This window comes from Prevotella sp. BV3P1, from assembly GCF_000479005.1.
Taxonomy (GTDB): Bacteria; Bacteroidota; Bacteroidia; order Bacteroidales; family Bacteroidaceae; genus Prevotella.
The window spans coordinates 31,305-55,267 of the sequence record NZ_AWXC01000008.1; the positions used below are offsets into that span (position 1 = coordinate 31,305).

Below are 23,963 nucleotides of genomic sequence, written 5' to 3' on the forward strand. Positions count from 1 at the left end.
CTCAAAATGAATGAGTTTTGTAATTTATTGTTTTACAATGTATTAAATGTGTTACGGTGATTTTTAGCCCTCATAGTTGCCAGTTTTGTTTATTAAAGCATTGCTATTGTACCGCAATAAGCATGCTTTTAAAGCTCAACGTCATGTATCTTGCCGTTCAAATGTGTGTTTCTTGTACCATTATCTCGATGTTTTTGGGAGAAAATAGTGATTTTTTAGTCAAGAATTAACGTTTATGCTCCCTGTAAGCCTATTGATTTTTTCTAGAAGGCCCATTCATCATGACTGGTTTTATTGTCATCTTATTGGACAAAAAACGCCACCCCGTCTTTTCTTGAATGGCTGATGATTCTTCCATCATCTTTACGCCTAATCCCAAAAAGACGGGGTGCTGCATACGAACTTCTTGTTATTTTACCACGACTTTGCGCGTGGTGCCATCCGATAAATTCAGGAGATACAGGCCGTGGGGCAGACCGTTGAGCAGCGTTGTGGGCATTCGCTGCCCCCGCATGTTATAAATGGAAACGATTGTTGCAGTGGTGTTGCCGTTAAACGTTGGATCTATTCCTGCCGTGTTGAAATGCGGGTCGGGTAAATAGTTGAAGCTGATGAGGCCGTTGGCGTCTTTCCTGATGTTCAACACCTTATTATATAGTACATAATTGTTGTCCCAGTTGGCGTTGTAAAGCGTCAGCGCAGAAGTGCTGTTTGCCGTCAAGCTGTCGCGCTCTCCCAGGGGATAGGTGTCGCGGTCGTCGTTGCCGTAGCTGGCATCGGCCGGAACAATGGTCAGTCGTTGGTGCGTGTTGTGTTGTTTCTGTTCGGTATTGTTCACTATGTTGTACGCCCAAAGCGAAGCGTCATAATCAACATGAAGCACCAGCAGCCCGTTTTGGGGTAGATAAGAGTCCCATTTACTACGTCCTTTGTTCTCTAATAAATAGTATTCATCCTGGTTCCGTGGATTGTAAATGGCGTATGCCTCACCCCCTTCCAGCAGAGGTTTCATGCCGGTAACATTCTGGGGTTCATTCCCTAAGACGGTATAATCCAACCAGCCAGCAAAGTTTTTCTCATAACTGGTATAGGCAGGTGGTACCCATCCGATACCTAAAGGGCCGTTGTAGCTGCCACTTGCCATGATGTCCCACTTGCCCATGCCATAGTTGTTTGACTTTCCGGTATCGTAAAAGTCGGGTAATCCCAGACAATGGGAAAACTCGTGACAGATGACACCGATGCCCATGAGGGTGTTGCGCACGCGCCCTATGCCCGTTCCGGTGTAATATTCGTACAGCTCGTTGCTGCATGCGTAGGTGTTGATTCTTACGCCATCCAGCACCAGGTTCTTGCTTTTGATGTTGAATTCGTGTGGCCAGATGGTTTCTGGCTTCGCTGATGTGGCCTGTCCATAGCCGGCATAGATCACGACTATTTGGTCTACAACACCGTCATTATTCCAGTCGTAATCCCGAAAGTCAACTTTATCGTTGACCGCTTGGCAGGCTTCGACAATCATTTCCGAAACCCTCACGTCTTTTTGACCGTCTTTATCTCCGCCATAATAGGCGAGGGGATGCTTGAGTTGCACCGGCCCCATGACATCAAAAGTGAGGTCGAACCGTCCGTTGCTTTGGTCATAAAAATAATCATGGACGCTGCCAACGCCTCCATAGTCTTTGTATCCCGACTTGTTAACGATTTCGTCAAACACTTTCTGCGGGTCATCGTCCCTGAAAGAGTTGTCGCTGAAATTCACCAAGATGATGAGCCCTTTTTTCTTTCCTGTATACTGACCTTTGCGCATAGCCGGCAGTTTGTTTAATTGGTACAGTCGGGTAGGAGCCTTCTCGCGCAGCGGTTCTATCTCTTGAACGGTGCGGATGTTCTTTTTTTCAAAGGCTGTTCTCAGGGAAGCTTCGTGTGCCAGGATGTTGGAGGAAATCAATTTGTCCTTCTCAATCTTCGCATAGAAGAAGTTGTTGTCACGCTGGACCAGTGGAACCTGGTCGTCTGTCAGGAAATAATGCAGATGCTCATCGCCCACCATGAGTACGCGTATGGTCGAACCATCACGTTGGATGTAGGTTCTCCACATTTTTTTTGCAGGGATGGCATGGGCTATTGTCGTTGCAATCAGTAAGCATGAAAGTAGGATGGATCTCATCTTTTTGGGTCTTTTGCGTGCAAAATTACATGTTTTTTTCCGAACTTCATGCTAATAGCAGTGCAAAACCAACTCCGAAGATGACATCCCACCGACTTGCGTTGGCATCAGAGAGGTCGTGTTGTGTTTGGCAAATCCTCCATTCGTAAATGGTACAGCGTAAGATATTCCACCATGATGGAAGAGGTTGTGGTTTAGTGAATACAAAGAAACACAATGGAGGCTGAATTTCGAGTGAGGAATTCAGCCTTCATTGTGAAATGTAATAAAGCTTTCAGGGGGTACCCATCATCAATCAAGAGTTCAAGGTCGTAAAGCGACAGGTATGTGACTGTTGAAGCGATGAGTTGCTAATTCTAAAACTCTTTGCCCTACACAGCCGGCATGGGCGCAATGAATAGATGAGCCTTAAAAATCAAGTACTCCAATTTTCTCCTTATTCTATAGTGAGACGACGGTATTTGTCATACTTTACCTGATAGCCAAGCGACAGTTTTTTAACTTCACCTGGTGCAAGTGTCAGCTTCCAGACTACCTGCCCGTTCAGCTTGTCAAGTTGTCCACCACTAAGTTCCTGAGGCGTGACGGTGATGCTTGAATTTCTCGAAACGGGCAGTTGGTCGTAAATACTGATGACCACTTGTTCGGCTCGGGCATTGCGTAAGCTGATTTCCCAATCCATGGTTTGCACTCTGCTGCTACCCAGCAGTCTGCGGGAGGTGTTGTTCTTGATGAGTTTCCGCTCGATGTGGATGCCGTTGTCGCGCCCCATGGCGAGGTGGAGGGTATCGCTCTGCTGGTCGGGATTGAGGATGGTTTTGCCCACATAGCTGTTGTCGAAGAACACGGTGGCTTCTCCCTGAATAAGGTTCAGCTCGTTCCAGCCGGTAACATCAGCCACGAGGAAAGCGCTCTTGTCAATCTTGGGAACGCCCTTGTAAGCATAGGTGGTGGGTAACTGGTATTTGCCTATCTGGCAATTCACGGGCTTGTTGTCGGAGAGAATGGTCAGCGGATGCCCTATCTCAAACTCATATCCAAACTTGGCGGCAGTGGAACTGACATCCATGCTGTTTTCATCAGCGATGCTTTCGGCCTTCACCTCCCTGTCGGCCTTTATCACTGGAGCTGTAAATTTCACGTTCGACTTTGTGTTTTTGCTTGCAAATCCCGTGACCACCACTTCTTCCAATGCCAGTTTGCTATTCTCCATGCGGAAGTCGAGGCGGTTTCCTGTGGCTTGCTTCACTTGTGTTACCATGCCAATATAGCTCGCTTCCACGTTGCGATTGCCATTGGGCAGCGTGAGCGTGTAGTGTCCGTCGATGTCGCTTACGGTGCCGATGGTGGTGCCTTTCACTTGGATGGTGGCGCCGATGACGGGATTGTCTTCCTCGTCGGTGATAGTGCCAGAGATGCGATTGTTATCTATACCAAAGTCGTAGGTGGGCGCGGCGAGCCCGTAGTCGAGCCAATAAGTCTTTAGCTCAGGCGACACATTGCTGCGGTTGGGATTGGCCGACGACAGTGTGACGGGCACGTTGCGCCAGTCTTCATTGGTTTGTTGCGTGATGTTGGCCTTGTAGGTGAGTTGCAGGGGAGCCGCAGTGCTGGCGGAACGGAGTTCGTAGGTGGGGTACCATGATGCCCCATTGACGTAGTAGACAAAGGTGAAGTTGGCATTAGAAACTCGCGGAGCGTCAACCTTGACATCAATCACGGTGAGCCGTTTGGTATTGAGTCCAGCGAGGGAGTCTATAACTTCTTGTTGCTTTTCCACATTGTGGTTGGCCTGCTGCTCTTCTTCGTCGAAATCGATGAGCCGCTTGTTGATGGCCATGGTTTCGTCATAATAATATTGGTTGAGCTGTTTGATGGCTTCAAGGGGTGTCGCAACAGTGCGTGCAGCTGTGGAACTGTTGGTTTTCACCATCTCCAGTTGCGACTTCATCACCGTTCGCTTGGCTTTCACCTCAGCCAGGCGGTTGCGTGCCTTCTTTAGTGCAGCTTCGGCAGCACGCAGCTGTCCGGAAAGCATGGCACTGTCGGGACGAATGAATCGCTGACTGACACCCAGTATTGTCACGTTGCCTCCGGCCTTGACTTGTATGCTGTTGATGTCTATGTAGGGCGATACTCCAGTAAAACTGAGTGTCTGTTCGCCGGCTTGTAGGGCCACTTGTTTGTGACGGTATACCTGTGCGCCTTTTGAAAAGATGGTTACCTTGTCGAGGTTGGGCATCATTCGGCCTTGTGCCGATGCGCCTAAGGACAAGACGGTAAGAAACAATAATAGAATAAAAGTCTTGGTTTTCATCGCTTTCCGTTTAATGTTGTTACTTCGCAAAAGTAGAGAAAAAAAACAAATCGAGACATATTTACTGAGAAAAGTTTTTATGTTTGGAACACAAAAAGCCACAACCAGGGAAAAAAATGGCATTCGTGTGTTGTCTTAGACGCATTCTTCAAAAGGAGATAGCTGCGGCCATAGATAACGACAAATATGGCGTAAGTAGTGAACTTTTGTAAGATTTATTTGATAGATTCAACTTTTTTTTGTAATTTTGAGATGATTAAGAGCAACTAAACGGATGAACAACATATTAAAAGGTTTTATTATCGTGATTTTAAGTACGCTATTTGCAAGCTGTTCCAGTCATCAAGGAATCGAGTCTGTTACAGCAGACGAGTTTGAAAACGCTCTCTACGACGGACATGTACAATTGCTGGATGTACGTTCAGTAGAAGAATATGCGCAAGGACATATCGCCAATGCCGAAAATATAGACGTGCAGCAGCCTGACTTTATTGACAAGGCGCAGGCAAAGTTGGATCATGCCAATCCGGTGTATGTCTATTGTCGTTCGGGCAAACGCAGTATGTTGGCCGCTCAAAAACTAGTCAAGGCTGGCTTTAAGGTGGTTAATCTCCGTGACGGAATCATGGGTTGGGAAGACGCAGGCAAACCTGTTCTTCCCTGAAGGGACGTGTACTACATGGGATGAATGTTGTTGTGGAAACAGCGTTTCATTCATCTTGCAAGATGTCTGTACCTTGTTTTTGCCCCAACTGCATGCTCTGAACGTGATAGTAGAGCGGATTGGGGCTGAAAGAATTTTGTGTCAATTTAAAAATAAAGATTATGTTTGGACTTATTGGATCAATTATTATTGGTTGTTTGGCTGGCTTTATTGCCGGTAAGATTATGCGTGGTGGTGGTTTTGGCTTCTGGATGAACCTGCTGCTGGGTATCGTTGGCGGTGTTGTAGGTGGCTGGACGCTGAGCCTGTTGAACATCTCTTGGGGTGGAACCATTGGCTCTTTAGGAACAGCTGTAGTGGGTGCTGTCTTATTACTTTGGCTTGTATCGCTGTTTAGAAAATCAAAATAAATGCTGCTGACAACAACTCCTTCCGTTGAAGGAAGAAAAATCTTGGAGTATAAGGGCGTTGTAACGGGCGAAACCATTATCGGCGCCAATGTTTTGAAGGATTTCTTTGCTGGTATACGCGACGTCATTGGCGGCCGTAGCAATGCTTATGAGAAGGTTCTTCGTGAGGCGAAGGATACTTCTTTGCACGAGATGCAAGAACGTGCAGAGGCATTGGGTGCGAATGCTGTCGTGGGTATTGACATCGATTATGAAACCATTGGACAGTCTGGGAGTATGCTAATGGTGGCAGTAAGCGGAACAGCGGTGCTCATTTAGCGCCGCTTTCCCCGCTGTTCTTGCCTCTCTTGCTCGCATAACGTTTCGCGGTAGGCCTTTTCTATGGGGTCTTCTGCGGCATCTATCTTGCGAAAAGCCTCCTTCAACTGCCTGAGGTGTTTCATGTCTCTCTTCTTCCTAAAGTCGAGCATCTTGGCTAAATCGAACTCAAAGAATCCATGGGATGCGTCATGGTCTGGTGGCATGTAGGGGCGATTGGCTTTCAGACTGTCAATATTTTGCATGTGTTTTCCCCAGATAATCACTTCTCCAAGGCTGTATTCTGCAGGGAAGAGGAAGACAGTGTCTTTCCTAATTTCTTCTGCAGAGAGTGTTTCTTTCAGATAGTTGCGTTTGTAGAACGTGGCACTCTTTGTGTTGTAAGGTAAGGATATTAGTCCTCTGTAGGTGGTTTTTCCAACAAATTTTCCGTTTGCATGCACCTCTACGTCGCGGATGGGGACACGGGTAATGGCGTCACACACCAGACATTGCTGTGCTTGGAGCTTCATTCCGCTAAGCAATAGTACGGTGGCTAAAACAAAGATTCGCCGCAGAATGATGGTATGTGATAAGTAAATGTTGGTGATCATCTTACATTTTGTTGGTTTTCATCAAACATTTTACCGTTCTTGACCGTTGATTGAAGCTGGATTTAAGCGTGTTTGGCTGCCTCCAGAAGCTGTTCCCAGATCGCACAGAACTCGGTCATTTGATGAAAAAGTAGGTCGGCACCTTCTTTTCTAAGGGTGCTGTCGGGTAGGGGACCACTGTTGATGGCTACCGTAAAGATTTGAGCCGCCACGCCAGCCCGTATGCCCATAGGAGCATTCTCCACCACGATTCCTTCCCAAGGCTGGTAGTTTCCCGTCAATTGTAAGCCCTTCAAATATGGGTCGGGCGCAGGTTTTCCGTGTTTGATGTTATAGGCTGTGACAATATTCTCTTCAGATAAGAATTGGTGGAAATCGTTTACAAGTCGTTTAATCAACTGCTTTTGTGCACTACCTGTAACAATCCCAATGCTCATTCCGCTCTTCTTTATCTTGCTCATGAGGTCGAGTACCCCGTCAAAGATAGGCGCTTCGGGCATTTGATGAAACAGTCTACCTTTCTCATCGTACATCTTTTGCGCCTCTTCTTCCGATATGTCATGCCCTTGTTGTTGCTTAACCATCATCCTGATGGTGTCTACACCCTTCATTCCTTCAGTGGCATAGACATCCGCTTCGGTCATATCAAGACCGAAACTCTTCATCGATTCTTTCCACGCAACGGCGTGATGCGGCATTGAATTGTACAGCACACCGTCCATATCAAAAAGCACGACTTTGGGTTGGAACGCCGCAAAGTCATGCTTTCTCAAATAATCTTGTATTTCGTTTTCAAACATTCAATCTTATTTTTCGTTTGCCAAACGCTCTTGTATGGCTTTGCTTTCAGCCTCGTAGCCAGGCTTGTTGAGCAGGGCGAACATGTTCTTCTTGTACGCTTCCACACCCGGTTGGTTGAAAGGATTCACGCCCAAGAGGTTTCCGCTGATGCCGCAGGCCTTCTCGAAGAAGTAAAGCAGCTGTCCGATGTAATACTCGTTCAGTTCCGGAAGACTGACGTGGATATTGGGAACGCCACCGTCAACGTGCGCCAGTCGTGTACCCAGCTCAGCCATCTTGTTCACTTCGTCCACCCGTTTGCCTGCCAAGAAGTTCAAACCGTCAAGATTTTCCTCATCTTTGGGGAACAGCATCTTCTTGTTAGGCTGCTCAACACTGATTACAGTTTCGAAGATTGAACGCTCGCCCTCTTGTATCCACTGTCCCATGGAGTGCAAATCGGTGGTGAAATCGCATGCGGCAGGATAAATACCCAGATGGTCTTTTCCTTCACTCTCACCGTAAAGTTGTTTCCACCATTCACCGATGAAGTGAAGTTTGGGCTGGAAGTTGACGATAATCTCAATCTTCTTACCCGTTTCGCGATACAGCGCATTGCGCACAACAGCGTACTGAGCGGCTATGTTGTCCTGCAAAGCCACGTCTTTCCCCGTTGCCTTTTCCATGTCGGCAGCGCCCTGTACCAAGGCTTTGATGTCGAAACCAGCGCAGGCAATGGGCAGTAATCCAACGGGAGTGAGTACGGAGAAGCGTCCGCCTACATTGTCGGGAATGACAAAACTCTTGTATCCCTCTTTGTCGGCGCATGTGCGTGCGGCACCTTTTTTCGCATCAGTGATGGCCACAATCACGTCTTTAGCCTCTTCTTTGCCACGTTGTGCCTCGCATTGTTTCTTCAACAAGCGGAAGGTAAGAGCCGTTTCAGTGGTGGTACCCGATTTAGATATGTTGATGACACCAAACTTCTTATCCTTCAAGTAGTAGGTGAGTTCTGCCAAATAGTCCTCGCCAATGTTGTTTCCTGCAAAGAGAATGGTAGGATTCTTCTTGTCGTTCACCAGCCAAGCGAATGAATTTCCCAAGGCCTCTATCACGGCACGAGCCCCTAAGTAGCTTCCGCCAATACCGGCAACCACCACCACTTCGCACTTTTCGCGTAAGGTGTTGGCGCATGCTTGCACTTCGTCAAGAAATGCAGGTGTGATGGAGGAGGGCAAATGTAACCATCCTAAGAAATCGTTTCCTGGACAAGTACCGTTTTCAAGTGCTTCTTGTACGGATTTTACCTTACCCTCATAGGCCTCTACTGTTCCCGGTTTCAAGAACTGAGTGGCCTTCGTGATGTCTAAACTAATTCTTTTCATCTTATTGTTATCTAAATGAATCTGTTAATAATTTGATTTCTATTTGCGGACTGATGTGTTCGTACAAGATGTTGTATACGGCATCCAAGATCGGCATGTTCACGTGCATGTGCCGGTTGATCTCTTTCATGCACTTGGTTCCGAAGTATCCTTCGGCGATCATCTCCATTTCAATCTGCGCGCTTTTCACTGAATATCCCTTGCCAATCATGGTGCCGAAGGTGCGGTTGCGCGAGAAGTTGGAGTATGACGTCACCAGCAAATCGCCCAAATAAACGGAGTCGTACGCACTGCGTTCGATGGGATGTACGGCCGTGAGGAAGCGGAACATCTCCTGAACGGCGTTCGCAGTGAGCACGGCTTGGAAGTTGTCGCCGTATTTCAGACCGCTGCAGATGCCCGAAGCGATGGCGTACACGTTCTTCAGAACCGAAGAATATTCGATGCCAATCACGTCCGTAGATGTTTTGGTCTTGATGACATCGCTGGCAATGAACTCGGCGAACGCCTCCGCTTTCTGTATGTCGGCGCAGCCGATGGTAAGGTAAGACAGACGATCCATGGCCACTTCCTCTGCGTGCGACGGTCCTCCAATCACGGCTAAGTTCTCGTACGGCACGTCAAACACTTGGTGGAAATACTCCGAGCACACTAAGTTTTCGTCGGGAACGATGCCTTTGATGGCGGTGATGACGAACTTGTCGCACAGACGGTTCTTGAGTTTCCGCAGATGACTCTTGAAGTAGGGTGACGGTGTCACGAAGACCAGCGTGTCGTAAGCACTGGTGATGGTGTTGATGTCTGACGAGAAAAAAATCTCATCGGTGTTGAAATGCACACTGGTCAGATAGGCGGGATTGTGCCCCAGACGCTTGAAATCCTCGATGCGGTCGTCTCTTCGCATGTACCAGCCAATGTGATGAGCGTGGCTCACCACGATTTTGGCGATCGCTGTCGCCCAGCTTCCGCCCCCGATGATTGCTATCTTCCCGCAGTTGTAATTCATAATTCTTCATTCATAATTCATCCTGATTGCTCACAAGCCATGATTCTTCTTTTCTCAATCCACTGGATAGTTAGCGAGAAGCGTGTGAATCATGAATTGTGCATGATGAATTATTTCTGGCTGTTGTCAATCCATTGTTGAAATTGTTCAACCTTCGGATTGTCGTAGCCCAATTTATATTTCTTGTTCACCCCGCAAACATTCATCTGCAAGGCCTGCGCCTTCACCTGCGCGATGTCCGAAATCAGGTTGTATCCTGCCTTTCTGAACACGGGTACCCACTGCTCCGGAACGCCGATGGCTGCCCATTCTTCCACCGTGCTCTGCGGTATTTTCTTCTCAGGTTTCATTTGTGGGAAGAACAGCACCTCCTGTATGAACGTCTTTCCGGTCATCAACATCACCAAACGGTCGATGCCAATGCCGATACCCGATGTGGGAGGCATGCCATATTGCAGCGCGCGCAGGAAGTCCTGGTCGATGATCATGGCCTCGTCGTCACCCTTGTCGGCCAATTTCATCTGTTCCCTGAAGCGCTCTTCCTGGTCGATGGGGTCGTTCAATTCAGAGTAAGCGTTCGCCAACTCCTTGCCGTTCACCATCAGTTCAAAGCGCTCTGTCAGTCCCGGTTTGCTTCGGTGCATCTTGGTGAGCGGTGACATTTCCACGGGGTAATCTGTGATGAACGTGGGTTGAATGAAGGTTCCTTCGCAGAACTCGCCAAATATTTCGTCAATCAACTTGCCTTTACCCATGCTCTCATCCACCTCCATGCCGAGCTTCTTGCAGATTGCTCTTATCTCGTCTTCATTCTTTCCGTTGAGGTCATGGCCCGTCTTTTCTTTGATGGCGTCAAGAATGGGCAAGCGTCGGTAAGGAGCTTTGAAGCTAATCATCTGTCCGTCAACCTCCCGTTCGGCACTACCGTTGACGGCTATGCAGATGGTTTCCAGCAGTTTTTCGGTAAACGACATCATCCAGTTGTAGTCTTTGTACTGCACATACAATTCCATGCAAGTGAATTCAGGATTGTGATTGCGATCCATTCCCTCGTTACGGAAGTTCTTGCCGATTTCATACACGCCTTCAAAACCGCCCACTATCAGTCGTTTTAAGTACAGTTCGGTGGCGATGCGCATGTACATGTCGGTGTTCAGCGCATTGAAGTGTGTGATAAATGGGCGTGCGCTGGCACCACCGGCAATGGCCTGCAGGGTAGGAGTTTCCACCTCTGTGTAGCCAGCCTCGTCCAGTACCTTGCGTATCGTGCGTAACACCGTAGCGCGTTGGAGGAATGTATCTTTCACACCGTCGTTCACAATCAGGTCGACATAGCGTTGGCGATAGCGCAATTCGGGGTCGTCAAACTTGTCGTAGGCCACTCCGTCTTTGTATTTCACGATAGGCAGAGGCTTTAAGGCCTTGCTCAACAGAGTTAAACTTTGTGCGTGTACCGATATTTCACCAGTTTGAGTTTTGAACACAAAACCCTTGATACCAATGACATCGCCAATGTCTAACAGGCGTTTGAACACCACGTTGTACAAATCTTTGTTCTCATCCGGACAGATGTCATCGCGCGTAACGTACACTTGTATTCGCCCTTTGGAATCTTGCAATTCAACAAAACTGGCCTTGCCCATCACGCGTCGCGTCATCATGCGGCCTGCGATCACCACTTCTCGCTTTTCCTCGCTGTCTTGATAGTCAGCCTTTATCTCTGTGCTGTACGCGTTGGTAGGAAACTCTGCGGCAGGATAAGGGTCGATGCCCATATTTCGTAACTCTTGGAGACTTTGTCTGCGACCAATCTCCTGTTCACTTAATTCTAAGATGTTCATATATGATAAAATAGCTATTTTTTCCTGATTCTGATGGATAGAGCCCGCCAAAAGCACTCACAACCGTTTGCTTTGTTAAGGCGCAGCCTATTTTATGCAAAAGTACGAAATTAATCTGAATGTGCCTACCTTTTCATATTTTTTATAATTGCGTGACAAGCAGGTTGCTGTTTTGTGTCGCTACACACGCTCCGCCGCCATTGTTTTCAACAACGAATTTAAGGAGTCAACAAATCAAAGGAGCAGCTTGCCAGGTGAAAATTCGTGCCATTACACACCAAAAAATATTGGATATTTTCATCGTTTTAAGCCCTTAAAAAGGCACTTGAAAAGTGATGAAATAGAAAAAATCGATAGGCAGGAAGGAAGCAAACATTCGATTGATCTACCATCAATATCCAGTTTTACGTTCAAAGCAATGACTTTGGTGGTCAATCTGTATCACTTTGGCAATCAATCTACATGAGTTTGTGCTTCAAAAGCATGTGAATTGTGCACTAAAAGCAATGCTCTTGGCTAGAAATTGTCTTGAAATAGAATGCTAAAAGTAGCTGTAAAGGCTATAACTCACTGTGAGGTAGTTGTTTATGAAAGTTGCTTATATTTGGCGTATTTGCACCAATAGGTAGGTTGGTTTGGAAATACGCCAAATATGAAGCGGTGTGTTGTTAAGAAAATTACACCTCGGGAACATCTTTGAGGCTGTTCGCAATTTCTTCATCGGTGATGTTGTAATTGCGCAAGTCGCCACTCAGATAACTGTCGTATGCCGTCATATCGATGAGTCCATGGCCCGATAGATTAAAGAGAATCACCTTCTCTTCACCACTCTCTTTGCACTTTTGTGCCTCACGAATGGTGGCAGCGATGGCGTGGCAGCTCTCTGGTGCCGGGATGATGCCTTCGGTTCGAGAGAAAAGAATACCGGCATCGAATGCCTCCAGCTGTGGAATGTCCACGCCATGCATCAGCTTGTCTTTTGCCAGTTGTGAGATTATCATGCCCGCACCATGATAACGTAAACCGCCGGCATGAATGTTTGCGGGCTTGAAGTCGTGTCCCAGCGTGTACATGGGCAACAGAGGCGTGTAGCCAGCCTCGTCACCAAAATCGTATTCAAACTTGCCACGGGTAAGTTTCGGGCAGCTGCTGGGCTCGGCAGCAATGTATTCTGTCTGTTTTCCTTCCAAGATAGTATGGCGCATAAAGGGGAATGCCATGCCGCCAAAGTTGCTTCCTCCACCGAAACAAGCAATCACGATGTCAGGATACTCGCCCGCCATCTCCATTTGTTTCTCTGCTTCCAAGCCGATAACAGTTTGATGTAGCGCCACATGATTGAGCACCGACCCGAGCGTGTACTTGCAGTTAGGCGTGGTAGTAGCCAGCTCGATGGCTTCAGAGATGGCTGTTCCGAGGCTTCCCTGATGGTGTGGATCGCGCGTGATGATGTCCTTTCCGGCGCGTGTTGACATCGATGGCGAGCCTTCCACGGTGGCTCCGAAGGTGCGCATGATACTACTGCGGTAGGGTTTTTGCTGCATCGAAATCTTCACTTGGTACACGGCAGCTTCTAATCCGAAGATCTTTGCCGCATAACTCAGGGCTGCTCCCCATTGTCCGGCACCCGTCTCGGTGGTAACGTTCGTGGTACCTTCTTGCTTACAGTAGTAGCATTGGGCCAGCGCCGAGTTGATTTTGTGCGATCCAAGCGGGTTCACACTCTCGTTTTTGAAATAGATATGTGCCGGTGTGTCCAAGGCTTTCTCCAGCGCATAGGCACGAACCAGTGGGGTGGATCGGTAGTATTTGTACTTGTCCAGCACCGCTTCGGGAATGTCAATCCATCGGTGTTCGGTGTCAAGTTCTTGCTTGGAACATTCTAAGCTGAAGATGTGCGACAAGTCTTCTGCCGAAACAGGCTGCTTGGTCTTTGGGTTTAGCGGCGGCAAAGGCTTGTTCACCATGTCGGCTTGTATGTTGTACCACTGTGTTGGAATGTCGTTTTCCTGAAGTATGAATTTCTTTTGTTTGCTCAGCATTGTTGTCTTTTTTTTGTTAGGTTGATGATTCAGATGGCCCGAAATAGGCCGATAAGCCTGGTTTTATCACCAACAAAGGTAAGAAAAAGATTGCATTTGTGGGTCAATACATGCGAGATTTGTTAACTTTGCATGAAAAATATGACGATTGTTCTTACGTTATTAGGCTATTTTGCGGCCTTGTTGTTACTGAGTAGGATGACGACAAGGCATGCCACAAATGATACTTTTTATCGCGGAAACCGACAGTCGCCTTGGTATTTGGTGGCCTTTGGCATGATAGGTGCGTCGGTTTCGGGTGTTACCTTCGTGTCCGTGCCGGGCATGGTCAACACCATTGGTATGACTTACCTACAAACCTGTCTGGGCTTTGTGCTGGGCTATGTGGCGGTGGCCTTTGTTTTGTTGCCCATTTACTATCGTCTGAATCTCACCACCATCTACACTTATCTGCAACAACGCTTGGGAACTCGTTCGTATAAAACGGGTGCTTGGTTCTTTTTGTTATCCAAAATGTCGGGTTCGGCGGTTAAGTTTTATGTGGTGTGCATGCTCTTACAGCGGTTTGTACTCGATGCCATCGGGGTGCCTTTCATGGTCACTGCTTTGGTGTTGGTGTCACTTATCTGGCTGTATACGCGGCGCGGAGGCATCAAGACCTTGGTGTGGACGGATACGTTTCAAACTTTTTGCATGTTCACAGCGCTCATCTTCATCATTGTACAGGTGATGTCCATGCTTGATATGAATGTGGTTGAGGCCGTGAAAGCTATTGCGCAGGATGACAGAAGTCGTATCTTCGTGTTTGATGATTGGCTGTCTAAACAGAATTTTTGGAAGCAATTTGTGAGTGGTATCTTTATCGTTATCGTGATGACGGGGCTCGATCAGGACATGATGCAGAAGAATTTGACGTGCAAGACCTTGCGAGAGGCACAGAAAGACATGTGTACCTACGGACTAGCCTTCGTGCCTGTCAACTTGTTGCTCTTGGCGTTAGGTGTGCTGTTGTCTATGTTGGCCGCGCAACAGGGTGTGCCTCTGCCGTCCGCCGGCGATGAGTTGTTGCCCATGTTTGCAGCGACGGGCGAGTTAGGAACCATGGTGGTGGTGTTCTTTACCATTGGCATTGTGGCGGCATCGTTCAGTAGTGCCGACTCTGCCTTGACGGCTTTGACCACCACTTACTGTGTGGACATTTGTCAAAAACCTGCCGATGAGCGGCTCAGACATCGTGTTCACGCCGCCATGGGCGTGGTGTTTGTCTTGTTCATCCTGATGTTCAAGACGTTCAACTCTACCAACCTGATTGATGCTATCTATATATTGGTATCGTATACTTATGGACCTTTGTTGGGATTGTTTGCGTTTGGACTGCTCACGAAGTACCATGTAAACGACAGATGGGTACCCTACTTAGCCATTGCCGCACCCATGTTGTGCTATGTGTTGGATGTGATTGCGCAGCATTTATGGCACTATCATTTTGGCTATGAGTTGCTCTTGCTCAACGGTTTGCTCACCTTTGTAGGATTGTATGTAACGAGAAAGAAAGATGTACTTTGAACTTTGAGATTTGAACATTGAACTTTGAGGTTTCAACTTATGAAAATTGATGTTGCAATGTGGGAGCTTGTGAGCCATCAAACTTTGAACTTTGAGCTTTGAACATTGAACTTTAAGGTTGCAAAATGTGAGTTTATGAACTATCAACTCGTAAACTCGTCAACTTGTAAACTTGTCAACTATCACTCAATACCACTGCACTGCATTGCTGTAGCCGCTGCGTTTATCGTATTTCAGTGCGTCGGTCAAGGTGGCAGCGTTGGCCCTGAACGTGAAATTGTAGCTGGTATAAGGGGCCAACACCACGGAGCAACTCATGTTGAAGCAGTGGAGATCACGCTGAAGTGATGCTGTTGTCATGGACATGGCATGGTTCTCAAAGTCGTAACCCGATGAGAAGCTGATATTCCATCCATCACTGATGCGAACATTACCGCTGACATTGAGGGTCTGAGTGAACTTGTATGGATAGCGCATGGTTTTATAATTGAACTTGTTGATGTCTTTGTTCTCACTCATGGTGATACCATAACCGAAGGTAATTGACCAAGGTAACTTGAACGCCATGTAGCCATCGTCATCCGTTTCGGCCTTGCCAGCCTTTGTTTTCTTCTTTGCTCCGCGCTGTCCCTCAATCATGTTGTCATCAATGTTGCTCTCAATATCGGTGTGACGTCCTTCATTATCGTTCTTGTTTTGTTCGTCTTCATCCTCGTCATCATGACTGCCGGTGAAGAGTTTTTTCAGCTTTTCAGGCGTCAGCGTGTAGGAGATGTTCTGCGACATGCCTTGGAAACGACCGAAACGGCCCATTCCCCATTCCGTATGGTTGCCCTCGTAGGGCCTGCCTTTTTCATCCAATTCGTAGGCATACGATGCAAATCGCGCGTTGAGGTTGAAGGTGTAGTTCTTCCACCACTTCAGTCTGATGCGCATATTCAGGTCGCTCAACGGCTTTTCTTTGGCCGCCATGTTGTACGACATCGATAATCCCAGCTCGTCGATGATGCTCACTTTCTTCATTCCTGTTGAGTCTTTGTCGCTCTTGACCTTCATTTCGACGTTGTTGCCCAAGTCGAATGATATGTTTCCGCTGCGTCCTCTGCCCGGTACGGAGTACATGCCGTTCTCGTAAGGAGAATATCCTACGAGCGATACATTGCCGTCGGCGTCGGTCTTTTGATAGTAATCGTAATAGCCATAGCGGCGTGCACCGAAGTCAGGAGCATAGCTGAACGACACGGAAGGGGTCAAGACGTGGCGGATGGCCTGCACCTTGTCGCCAAAGAGTTTGCGGTTGGGGATGAACTTTCCATAGATCTTGGTGGACACACCCAGGTTGAGTGACCAGTTGTAGACGTTGTGAAAGCCATACGTTGTGTCGTTCACAACCTTTTGAGAGGCTGCATCCCATGACCGATGGATCTTGCTGGAGTACATGCGGTCGGTGAAGTTGAAGGAGGGGTTGACGTTGAAGTAGTCGAACAGGGTGAAGTTGGCATTGACAGGAATGTCGTGCTGGAAACCGTTTCTCCAGTCTTTGATTAGGTTCGACTTGAACAACTTGTCCTCTTTTGTCTGGATAGAGTTGGAGAAGCGACCCGTGTAGCTTACGGCAATCTTCTCGTACCAGCGCTCGTCGCCAACGACATGCTTGCGCTTGAACGGATAGAACCGGCTGATGCTGATATTTAAATCGGGCAATGTCATGGCGACGGATGAGTCGCGCATGTTCTGAGATAGGTTCATCGAGCTACTCAGTGACATGCCAATGCTTGAGAAAGTGGTGCTCCAATTCACGGAAGATGTACGGGTGCTTTGCGTGAGTGCCTGCGGATTATACAGGCTCGTGAGGTTGTTGCGCTCGTAACTGGAGGAGGCAAAGTTGACGCTGGCCGCCAACGAGCTGTAGGGGTTGGCTTTTTTGTCTTGTCGGTGGCTCCATTGTATCTTGTAACTTTGTTGGCGGGAAAAGTCAGGTAGGCCCTTGTCGCCCATCTTGGAATCCTGGTAACTGAGAAATATACTACCGCCATAGCGATACCTTTTATTGTAATTGCTGGCCAATGAAATGCCCCAAGAACCCTTGGTATAGACCTCGCCAATCACCTTCAGGTCGATTTTGTCACTGATGGCGAAATAATATCCGCCGTCTCTAAGATAAAAACCACGATCCATCTCATCGCCGTAAGACGGCATGATGAAGCCTGATGAATAGCTCTTAGTGAAGGGAAAGAAACCGTATGGAACGGCAAGAGGCAGCGGAACGTCGGCCACTACCAGATGGGCAGGACCAAAAACCACGTCCTTTCCCGGGCGCACTTTGCCCCTTGACAGCGCGATATAGAAGTCGGGATGTTTTTTATCGCAGGTGGTATATCGACCGTGTTCCATGTACACCACGCCCGAAGAATCGCGCTTTGACCGCTCACTACGCAAGAATCCCTCTTCTTGTTGGGTGTAAACGTTGTTGATAAGACCCTTCTTGGTCTTGAAGTTGAACGCCATGGTGTCGCTTTCGTACGAATCTTGCCCCAATTTGAACACGGGAGTGCCTTCCAACGCTTTGGTTGTAGTGTCCTTGATGGCACCAGTTGCGTGCACCAGGTTGCTGTCCATGCTCATGTATATCTTCTCACTCTTGAGATCCATGTTCTCGTATTTCACGGTAGCCGAGCCGTAGAGGTGTGTGGTTTTGCTCTTCGCATCATAAATCAGCGAATCTTCTGCGGTATATTCTACCGGTGCGTCAATGCCGTTCGCCCTCCTTCTGTTGAGCGAATCGAGCCGAATCGAGTCGTCAATCAGTTGATTATGCTTGCGAATGGCCAACTGCAGTGAGTCTAATGTGGTGGTGTCGGTGGCAACGGAGTCAGGGAGTTTGTCGAGTGTAGAATCGCGCTTGATTGGTAACAAGGTGTCGCCCACACCCAGCGTGTCACGTTGTTGCGTTTGTTGCCTGGCGTATGAATCAAACCTGTTCATGTCTGCCATGACGAAGACAAAGATGAACAGCAGCAGAACTATAACCGACGGAGTTCTCATTTAATGTGCAAAATTACACAAATAACAACGAATTGATATACAATTTTTTATTTTTAACTTAACACATCATGCTAAACTTGCGCTTTGGTTGCTTTTCTTCTTGTGCGCAACCTCTTGTTGGCTTCTGTTCAAAAAAATGATAAAAAAACGATGATTGAAAAGTTGTGAAATAGAAAAATCAGTCATGTTTTCAGGCCGAAAAAGCGTGTCGGGAGAGCTGCCAAGCAGACTTTTTCTGCTAAAAACAGGGTGATAATGGCCCTTTTCACGTCACTTTACGCCACTATCTCTTTGTAATTGGGCATCAAAAGCATACGGTTAACCAATCAATAGCATATCTATTGCCAATCAAAAGCAATGCTATTGGCATGAAATAGTATGCGGAAAATGTGCAAAGAATGACTATATTACTGTAAATGTATGACCATTAATTAGATACAAAACTAACGCGTAGCTCGCGTATTTGCAGCCATCACCATGCTTGTTTGAAAAAACGGCCGTATTTAAGCGTGTGTTGTAAAAGAAAATGACAGTAAGTGCGATGCTCGATGATGTGTGGAGTGGCTGGCGATTATTCAAACAGTTGCATCCATCTGGTAAATCTCTTCACACCCTCCTTGCCGAATCTCTCGAGGCTCTTTAGCGCCTGTTCGGGCGTTCGTACACGGTCAAGGTGCGTTTTAGAGTAGAACTTGTCGGCATAACAAATCACCTGTTCCTCCATGGTCTCGGGCAAAAAGTCTTGATGAGGTAGGGGCAGGTGCTGGTCAATGATGTCCTGCAAGGCGATTCCGGCACCCGTATGGCGTTCGCAAACCCGCGCGTGTTTGGGGTAACCGGCCGCGCGCAGCATGTCTGCTCCAATGATGCCATGCTTGATATACGGTTCGGTGCCAAAGCATTGGATGCCCGGTGCATCGCATTTTATAATGCCAATGTCGTGCAACATGGCCGCCTCTTGGATGAAGGTGCAGTCGAGTTTCAGCTCCGGATGCTTGTCGACAATTTGCAATGCCTTGCGGGTTACGCTTTCGCTGTGCGTCAAGAGGATGTCCCGAACCTTGCTTCCTTGCGGGTAATACTGATTGATGATGGCTAAATAGTCCATGAAAAAGTGTTTTAATCATTAAAAAAACTCATCTTCAGGCATGAAAGTACCCGAAGATGAGTTGTATGTTGCTTGGCGTAAAAACCAAATTATCAAGCTTGCGGGCGCTCGATGTAAGCAATCACGTCGCCCTTGTTCAGCTTGCTTCCCTGCTTGGCGTTGATTTCAACCAGCTTGCCTCCTAAGGCCGCGGGTATCTCCACGAACTCGCCCCAAGGCGCTTGTATGTAACACAGTTTATCGCCTTCGGCGTACTCTTTGCCGATATACGGCTCAACGGAAGGAGCGCATTCGCCCTCGCCATTGAACTCCCAGAACACTTGTCCCTTGACTGGAGCCACGATAGCGTCAGCTTTTGCGTGCTTGAACGCGGTGAGCTCTTCTTTCGACACCTTGCTACCAAGTTTCGCATCCTTCGCCTTTTGCAGGTCAGCCAAGAAGTTTTTCCTGGCTTGTCCGCTCTTGTAATTGCGGTATTGCTCGGGGTGCATGGCCAATTCGAACAGCTCTTCGTCGTCTTTGCCAAAGTCCCAACCGTTTTCCTTCATTTCTTTCTTGAAGTCATCCAAGTTGTTTTCCAACAAAGTATGAGGGTCTGCGTCCGTAAACTCGTATCCCTTTTCCTTCGCAAGGTCAACTAATACTTGGTCTACCTTGCCAGGTACCTTGCCGCTCTTGCCCAGAATCATGCCCCACATCGAATCGTCCATCATCACGAATCTACCCTTTCCTTGTTCCATGGTCAACAGGTTCATCAGAGCTATGTTCTTGGTATACTGTGAGAAAGGTGTCACCAAGGGTGGATAACCCACACGAGGCCATACATATGCCACCTCGTTGAACAGCTTGATGAGCATGTCGTCGGTGGAAAGTTCTTCCTCTCCCTTCTTCTTGCGGATGTTGTTAATGGTGCCATGAATGCCAGCCAAGTCGGCCATCATACTGCCCATCATGCCGCCAGGCAAGCCACAGCCCAGCAAGAGTGAGCTCATGAACTTGTTTTGTGGATTGATGAAATAGCCCAACCAGTCGTCGATAAACTCTTGAGTCAATGCACGAGCCTTCATGTAAGCATCCATATTGATGTCGGGAACATCGAAACCAGCCGTCTTCAGCATGCTCTGCACCGAGATAACGTCAGGATGTACCTTGCCCCATGATAGGGGTTCGATGGCAACATCCAAGATGTCAATGCCATTTTCAGCTACCTCTAACATCGATGCCATCGACAGTCCGGGACCCGAGTGACCGTGATATTCGAGGATAATCTCTGGATGTTTATCCTTGATTATCTTGGTTAATTGTCCCAAGAAAGTAGGCTGACCGATGCCGGCCATGTCTTTTAAGCAGATTTCTTCTGCGCCTGCCTCAATCAAAGTGTCGGCAATTTTGGTGTAATATTCCAGCGTATGGATGGGAGAGGTGGTGATGCACAGTGTTCCCTGTGGTGTCATGCCGGCCTCTTTCGCCCACTTGATGCTTGGAATGATGTTGCGAACATCGTTCAAACCATCGAAAATGCGCGGGATGTCCACACCTTGGGCATGCTTTACCTTGTACATCATGGCACGTACATCATCGGGTACGGGATACATGCGCAATGCATTCAGTCCACGATCGAGCATGTGTGTCTTGATGCCTACCTTGTTAAAGGGCGCGCAGAAGGCACGGACAGCATCGTTAGGGTTCTCGCCTGCCAATAAATTTACTTGTTCGAAAGCACCTCCATTAGTTTCAACACGAGCAAAACAGCCCATCTCTATAATGACTGGAGCAATGCGTTCTAATTGATCTTTGCGTGGCTGAAACTTTCCGGAAGATTGCCACATGTCTCTATAAATGAGACTAAACTGTATTTTTTTCTTCATAATTTTCTCCTTATCAACCTTTACAAGGTGTTGCAAAATTACGCAAAAAAAATCAATTTTTCCATGACCTCGTTGCTTTTTTAAGATTTATAGGCATTCAAGTTAGTAAACATCAAAAGCCGATGTGCAGGGCTTTTGGCTTGCACATCGGCTCTCTAAGAGATTCTGTGTCATGGAAGAATGTGGATTCTTCCATGAATCTAATTGTTATTATGAATCAGTTTTAATTTTGTTACTTCGTCGGAACCTCTTCCAACACTTGCTTCAACAGGTTCCAAAAAGGCTCTACCGTGCTGATAAGGCAACGCTCTGTTGAAGTGTGCGGACTGCGAATGGTGGGGCCGAATGATACAACGTCCAGGTGAGGGTATTTACCTAAGATGATGGAACACTCCAAACCGGCGTGGTCTACCTGCACGATACCTTCTTCATTGTTTTGCTCTTTGTACAGTTTCATCAGCAAATCGAGCACCTCACTGTCAGGATTTGGATCCCATCCGCCATAACTTCCGCTGAACGTTACCTTCATTCCAGCCATGTTGAAACAGCTTTGCAGGGTTTCACCGATGTAAGCTTTCATAGACTCATTGGATGAACGAGCCAAAATCTTAAATGAAGCTTTGCCTGATTCTATGTCAATGATGGCCAAGTTGGATGAGGTTTCCACCACAGTTGGGATGGAAGGAATCATGCGCATCACGCCATTGTGGCAAGCATAGATGGCATCAATGAGGTTGTCTTGTATGGCTTCGGGAACCTGTGTGGCCGGCGTGTCTACCTCTTCGGCTGTCAATTCGATGCCACTCTCAATGTCCTTGTATTCTTGTATGAACTCTTCTTTCCAGTCGGCTACCATTTCTTGCAGCGCAGGAACGTTTTCTTTCGGCAGCGTGAGCACCACTTCGGCCTTGAATGGAATGGCATTGCGCATGTTGCCACCATGCCATGTGGCCAACCGAGCATCGAGTTCGCATATTGCTTCGTGTACCAATCTAACCATCAGTTTGTTGGCATTGCCACGACCCTCATGTATTTCCAAGCCAGAGTGTCCGCCACGAAGACCCGAAAGTGTTACCTTTACGGCCTTGTCTGAAGCGTCAGTCGCTGCCTCTTTGTAATCCAATTCGGCGGTGATATCTACACCACCAGCACTACCAATGACGAATTTACCCCACGTTTCAGAGTCTAAGTTCATGAGAATGTCACCATCCAATTCGCCTTCGGGTAAGTCGTTGGCACCAAACATACCCGTTTCTTCGTCGGCGGTGATGAGACCTTCTATCGGACCATGCTTCAAATTCTTGTCTTCCATGACAGCCAAGATGGCGGCTACGCCCATTCCATTGTCGGCACCCAGGGTGGTATTCTTTGCTTTCACCCATTCGCCGTCAATCCAAGTCTCTATCGGATCGGTCTCAAAGTTGTGGTTGCTCTCCGGTGCTTTTTGTGGAACCATGTCCATGTGTGCTTGCAAAATCACCGTCTTTCTGTTCTCCATGCCTTCGGAGGCGGGCTTCTTCATCACTACATTCTTAGCTTTGTCCACATAAGCCTCAACACCTGCACGCTTTGCAAAGTCGAGTAAGAATTGGTGAACTTTGTCAAGATGTCCAGAAGGACGTGGCACTTGCGTCAGTGCGTCAAAGTTTCGCCATACACAGGTCGGTTTCAGATCTTTAATTTCACTCATAGTATTTTGTTTTTTGTAGAGTTGTTGCTCGTGGATTTTGATACACATTGCTTCCAACTCGTGGTGAATAAATTGCTTTTTCAATTATTCTTGCGCAGGCAGAATGATTTTTCCTGCCTTCACGCGAGTAAGTTTTTTCTTTGTGAACGACAGGGCAATCCATGCGTATATGCCCAGCACGGCCACTAAAAGAGTTTGCACTGAGTGTACAATCAGCACAAAGTATAGGGCATCTGTTTCAGCTACTCCGTATAAAATCAGCATCGTCTTGACGGCAAAATGCCAAGGGCCGGCTCCGTTTGGCGTTGGTACGATAACGGCAATGGAGCCTACGATGAACGTTACCAATGCGCATGACAGTCCTAAGTGGGCGGTGGCATCAAAGCAAAAGAAGGTAAGATAGTAGTGCAGAAAGTAGCATAGCCATATTAATAAGGTGAGAGCAATGAACAAAGGCACGCTTTTTACCTGTCGAAGTGAAGCGATACCTTGTCCGATGTCATGCAAGGTGATTTTCACCTTATTATATATAGACAAACGTTTCAGTAGGAAAAATGCCAACACCAACACGGCTACGGCGCAGATGGCCGTGACAATGTAGCCGGCTGTGGAGAATTGTCGCAGTATCGCGTCAATGCTGGTGCCCGTGTGAACGAAAAAAGTATCGAATATCTTGATTTGAGCTGTCAGCGTGAGTGCGGTGATGAGCAGCACCAAGAGAGAGTCGATGATGCGCTCGGTCACCACGGTTCCCAATGCCTTGGGAAACGAAACGTCGTCAAATCTGCTTAAAATGCCACAACGGGCGAACTCGCCTATGCGCGGAATCAACAAGCTGACGGCATACGATAGGAATACAGAATGAACCCTCACCGATGCCCTGGAACGCTCACCCATAGGCTGTAACGTTTGTTTCCAGCGCCAACCTCGAAAGGCTTCAGCCAATATTCCGAAGGGAAACGACAGCCACATCCAGGTCCAATCCATCTCATGTAGCACCACGTTCTTGATGAGTTGAAAATCAAAGTCGCGGTACATCCAGTATAGAATGGCACTGCCAAGGAGTAAAGACAGTGCTACCTTCAAGATTTGATGGGTGGCTTGTTTCATGGAGAGCCGTTTGTTATATTGTTTGTTTGATATACTGGTATGTGAAATAT

17 protein-coding genes are annotated in these 23,963 nt (G+C 47.5%); 4 read left to right on the forward strand and 13 right to left on the reverse strand.

All coding sequences use genetic code 11. From position 1 onward, the window contains the following. Positions 1-409: 409 nt before the first annotated feature. Both HMPREF1254_RS02195 and HMPREF1254_RS02200 read right to left on the reverse strand, forming a co-directional pair. On the reverse strand, positions 410-2,101 hold the full coding sequence (locus tag HMPREF1254_RS02195) for a M6 family metalloprotease domain-containing protein (RefSeq protein ID WP_051331260.1): 1,692 nt from the start codon (positions 2,099-2,101) through the stop codon (positions 410-412). A gap of 505 nt (positions 2,102-2,606) precedes the next feature. Further along, the gene (locus HMPREF1254_RS02200) at positions 2,607-4,487 is read right to left on the reverse strand and encodes a DUF4139 domain-containing protein (protein ID WP_023057069.1); all 1,881 of its coding nucleotides are present in this window, start codon (positions 4,485-4,487) and stop codon (positions 2,607-2,609) included. A gap of 274 nt (positions 4,488-4,761) precedes the next feature. On the opposite strand from HMPREF1254_RS02200, the gene HMPREF1254_RS02205 reads away from it, so the two are divergent. From HMPREF1254_RS02205 to HMPREF1254_RS02215, 3 genes are all read left to right on the forward strand, one after another. Beyond that, positions 4,762-5,151: a rhodanese-like domain-containing protein gene (locus HMPREF1254_RS02205; protein WP_023057171.1), complete on the forward strand. Its 390-nt coding sequence runs from the start codon at positions 4,762-4,764 to the stop codon at positions 5,149-5,151. 161 nt (positions 5,152-5,312) lie between these two features. Beyond that, a complete protein-coding gene (locus HMPREF1254_RS02210; protein WP_023057023.1) occupies positions 5,313-5,561 on the forward strand; it encodes a GlsB/YeaQ/YmgE family stress response membrane protein in 249 nt (82 codons plus the stop codon). After that, a complete protein-coding gene (locus HMPREF1254_RS02215; RefSeq protein WP_023057120.1) occupies positions 5,562-5,879 on the forward strand; it encodes a heavy metal-binding domain-containing protein in 318 nt (105 codons plus the stop codon). On the opposite strand, the gene HMPREF1254_RS02220 is transcribed toward HMPREF1254_RS02215, so the two are convergent. From HMPREF1254_RS02220 to HMPREF1254_RS02245, 6 genes are all read right to left on the reverse strand, one after another. Further along, complete coding sequence (locus tag HMPREF1254_RS02220; protein ID WP_023057114.1) at positions 5,876-6,472, reverse strand: hypothetical protein; 597 nt, start codon at positions 6,470-6,472, stop codon at positions 5,876-5,878. The genes HMPREF1254_RS02215 and HMPREF1254_RS02220 overlap by 4 nt on opposite strands. 62 nt (positions 6,473-6,534) lie before the next feature. After that, a complete protein-coding gene (locus tag HMPREF1254_RS02225) occupies positions 6,535-7,272 on the reverse strand; it encodes an HAD family hydrolase (RefSeq protein WP_023057037.1) in 738 nt (245 codons plus the stop codon). 6 nt (positions 7,273-7,278) lie between these two features. After that, positions 7,279-8,637, reverse strand: a complete 1,359-nt coding sequence (locus HMPREF1254_RS02230; protein WP_023057093.1) for a glucose-6-phosphate isomerase — start codon at positions 8,635-8,637, stop codon at positions 7,279-7,281. 7 nt (positions 8,638-8,644) lie between these two features. Beyond that, on the reverse strand, positions 8,645-9,643 hold the full coding sequence (locus HMPREF1254_RS02235) for an NAD(P)H-dependent glycerol-3-phosphate dehydrogenase (protein ID WP_023057008.1): 999 nt from the start codon (positions 9,641-9,643) through the stop codon (positions 8,645-8,647). A gap of 110 nt (positions 9,644-9,753) precedes the next feature. Further along, complete coding sequence (gene lysS, locus HMPREF1254_RS02240; RefSeq protein WP_036890858.1) at positions 9,754-11,484, reverse strand: lysine--tRNA ligase; 1,731 nt, start codon at positions 11,482-11,484, stop codon at positions 9,754-9,756. 677 nt (positions 11,485-12,161) lie between these two features. Further along, positions 12,162-13,523: a TrpB-like pyridoxal phosphate-dependent enzyme gene (locus HMPREF1254_RS02245; protein WP_036890891.1), complete on the reverse strand. Its 1,362-nt coding sequence runs from the start codon at positions 13,521-13,523 to the stop codon at positions 12,162-12,164. Between the two features lie 144 nt (positions 13,524-13,667). Between HMPREF1254_RS02245 and HMPREF1254_RS02250 the strand changes: the two genes are divergently transcribed. Beyond that, positions 13,668-15,092 (forward strand): sodium:solute symporter, encoded by a 1,425-nt coding sequence (locus tag HMPREF1254_RS02250; protein WP_036890859.1) that lies wholly within the window; start codon positions 13,668-13,670, stop codon positions 15,090-15,092. A gap of 186 nt (positions 15,093-15,278) precedes the next feature. Here the strand turns inward: HMPREF1254_RS02250 and HMPREF1254_RS02255 are convergent, their stop codons facing one another. The 5 genes from HMPREF1254_RS02255 to HMPREF1254_RS02275 form a co-directional block, all read right to left on the reverse strand. Then, positions 15,279-18,137, reverse strand: coding sequence for a putative LPS assembly protein LptD (locus tag HMPREF1254_RS02255; RefSeq protein WP_023057169.1), 2,859 nt, complete (start codon positions 18,135-18,137; stop codon positions 15,279-15,281). A 571-nt stretch (positions 18,138-18,708) separates the two neighbouring features. Beyond that, positions 18,709-19,245 carry an HDIG domain-containing metalloprotein gene (locus HMPREF1254_RS02260; RefSeq protein WP_023057052.1) on the reverse strand — a complete coding sequence of 179 codons (537 nt, stop codon included), beginning with the start codon at positions 19,243-19,245 and terminating at the stop codon, positions 18,709-18,711. 92 nt (positions 19,246-19,337) lie between these two features. After that, on the reverse strand, positions 19,338-21,113 hold the full coding sequence (locus HMPREF1254_RS02265) for an oxaloacetate decarboxylase (protein ID WP_036890860.1): 1,776 nt from the start codon (positions 21,111-21,113) through the stop codon (positions 19,338-19,340). Between the two features lie 232 nt (positions 21,114-21,345). Then, positions 21,346-22,803 carry an aminoacyl-histidine dipeptidase gene (locus HMPREF1254_RS02270; protein ID WP_023057119.1) on the reverse strand — a complete coding sequence of 486 codons (1,458 nt, stop codon included), beginning with the start codon at positions 22,801-22,803 and terminating at the stop codon, positions 21,346-21,348. Between the two features lie 84 nt (positions 22,804-22,887). After that, positions 22,888-23,913 (reverse strand): lysylphosphatidylglycerol synthase transmembrane domain-containing protein, encoded by a 1,026-nt coding sequence (locus HMPREF1254_RS02275; protein WP_023057016.1) that lies wholly within the window; start codon positions 23,911-23,913, stop codon positions 22,888-22,890. Between the last annotated feature and the right edge of the window lie 50 nt (positions 23,914-23,963).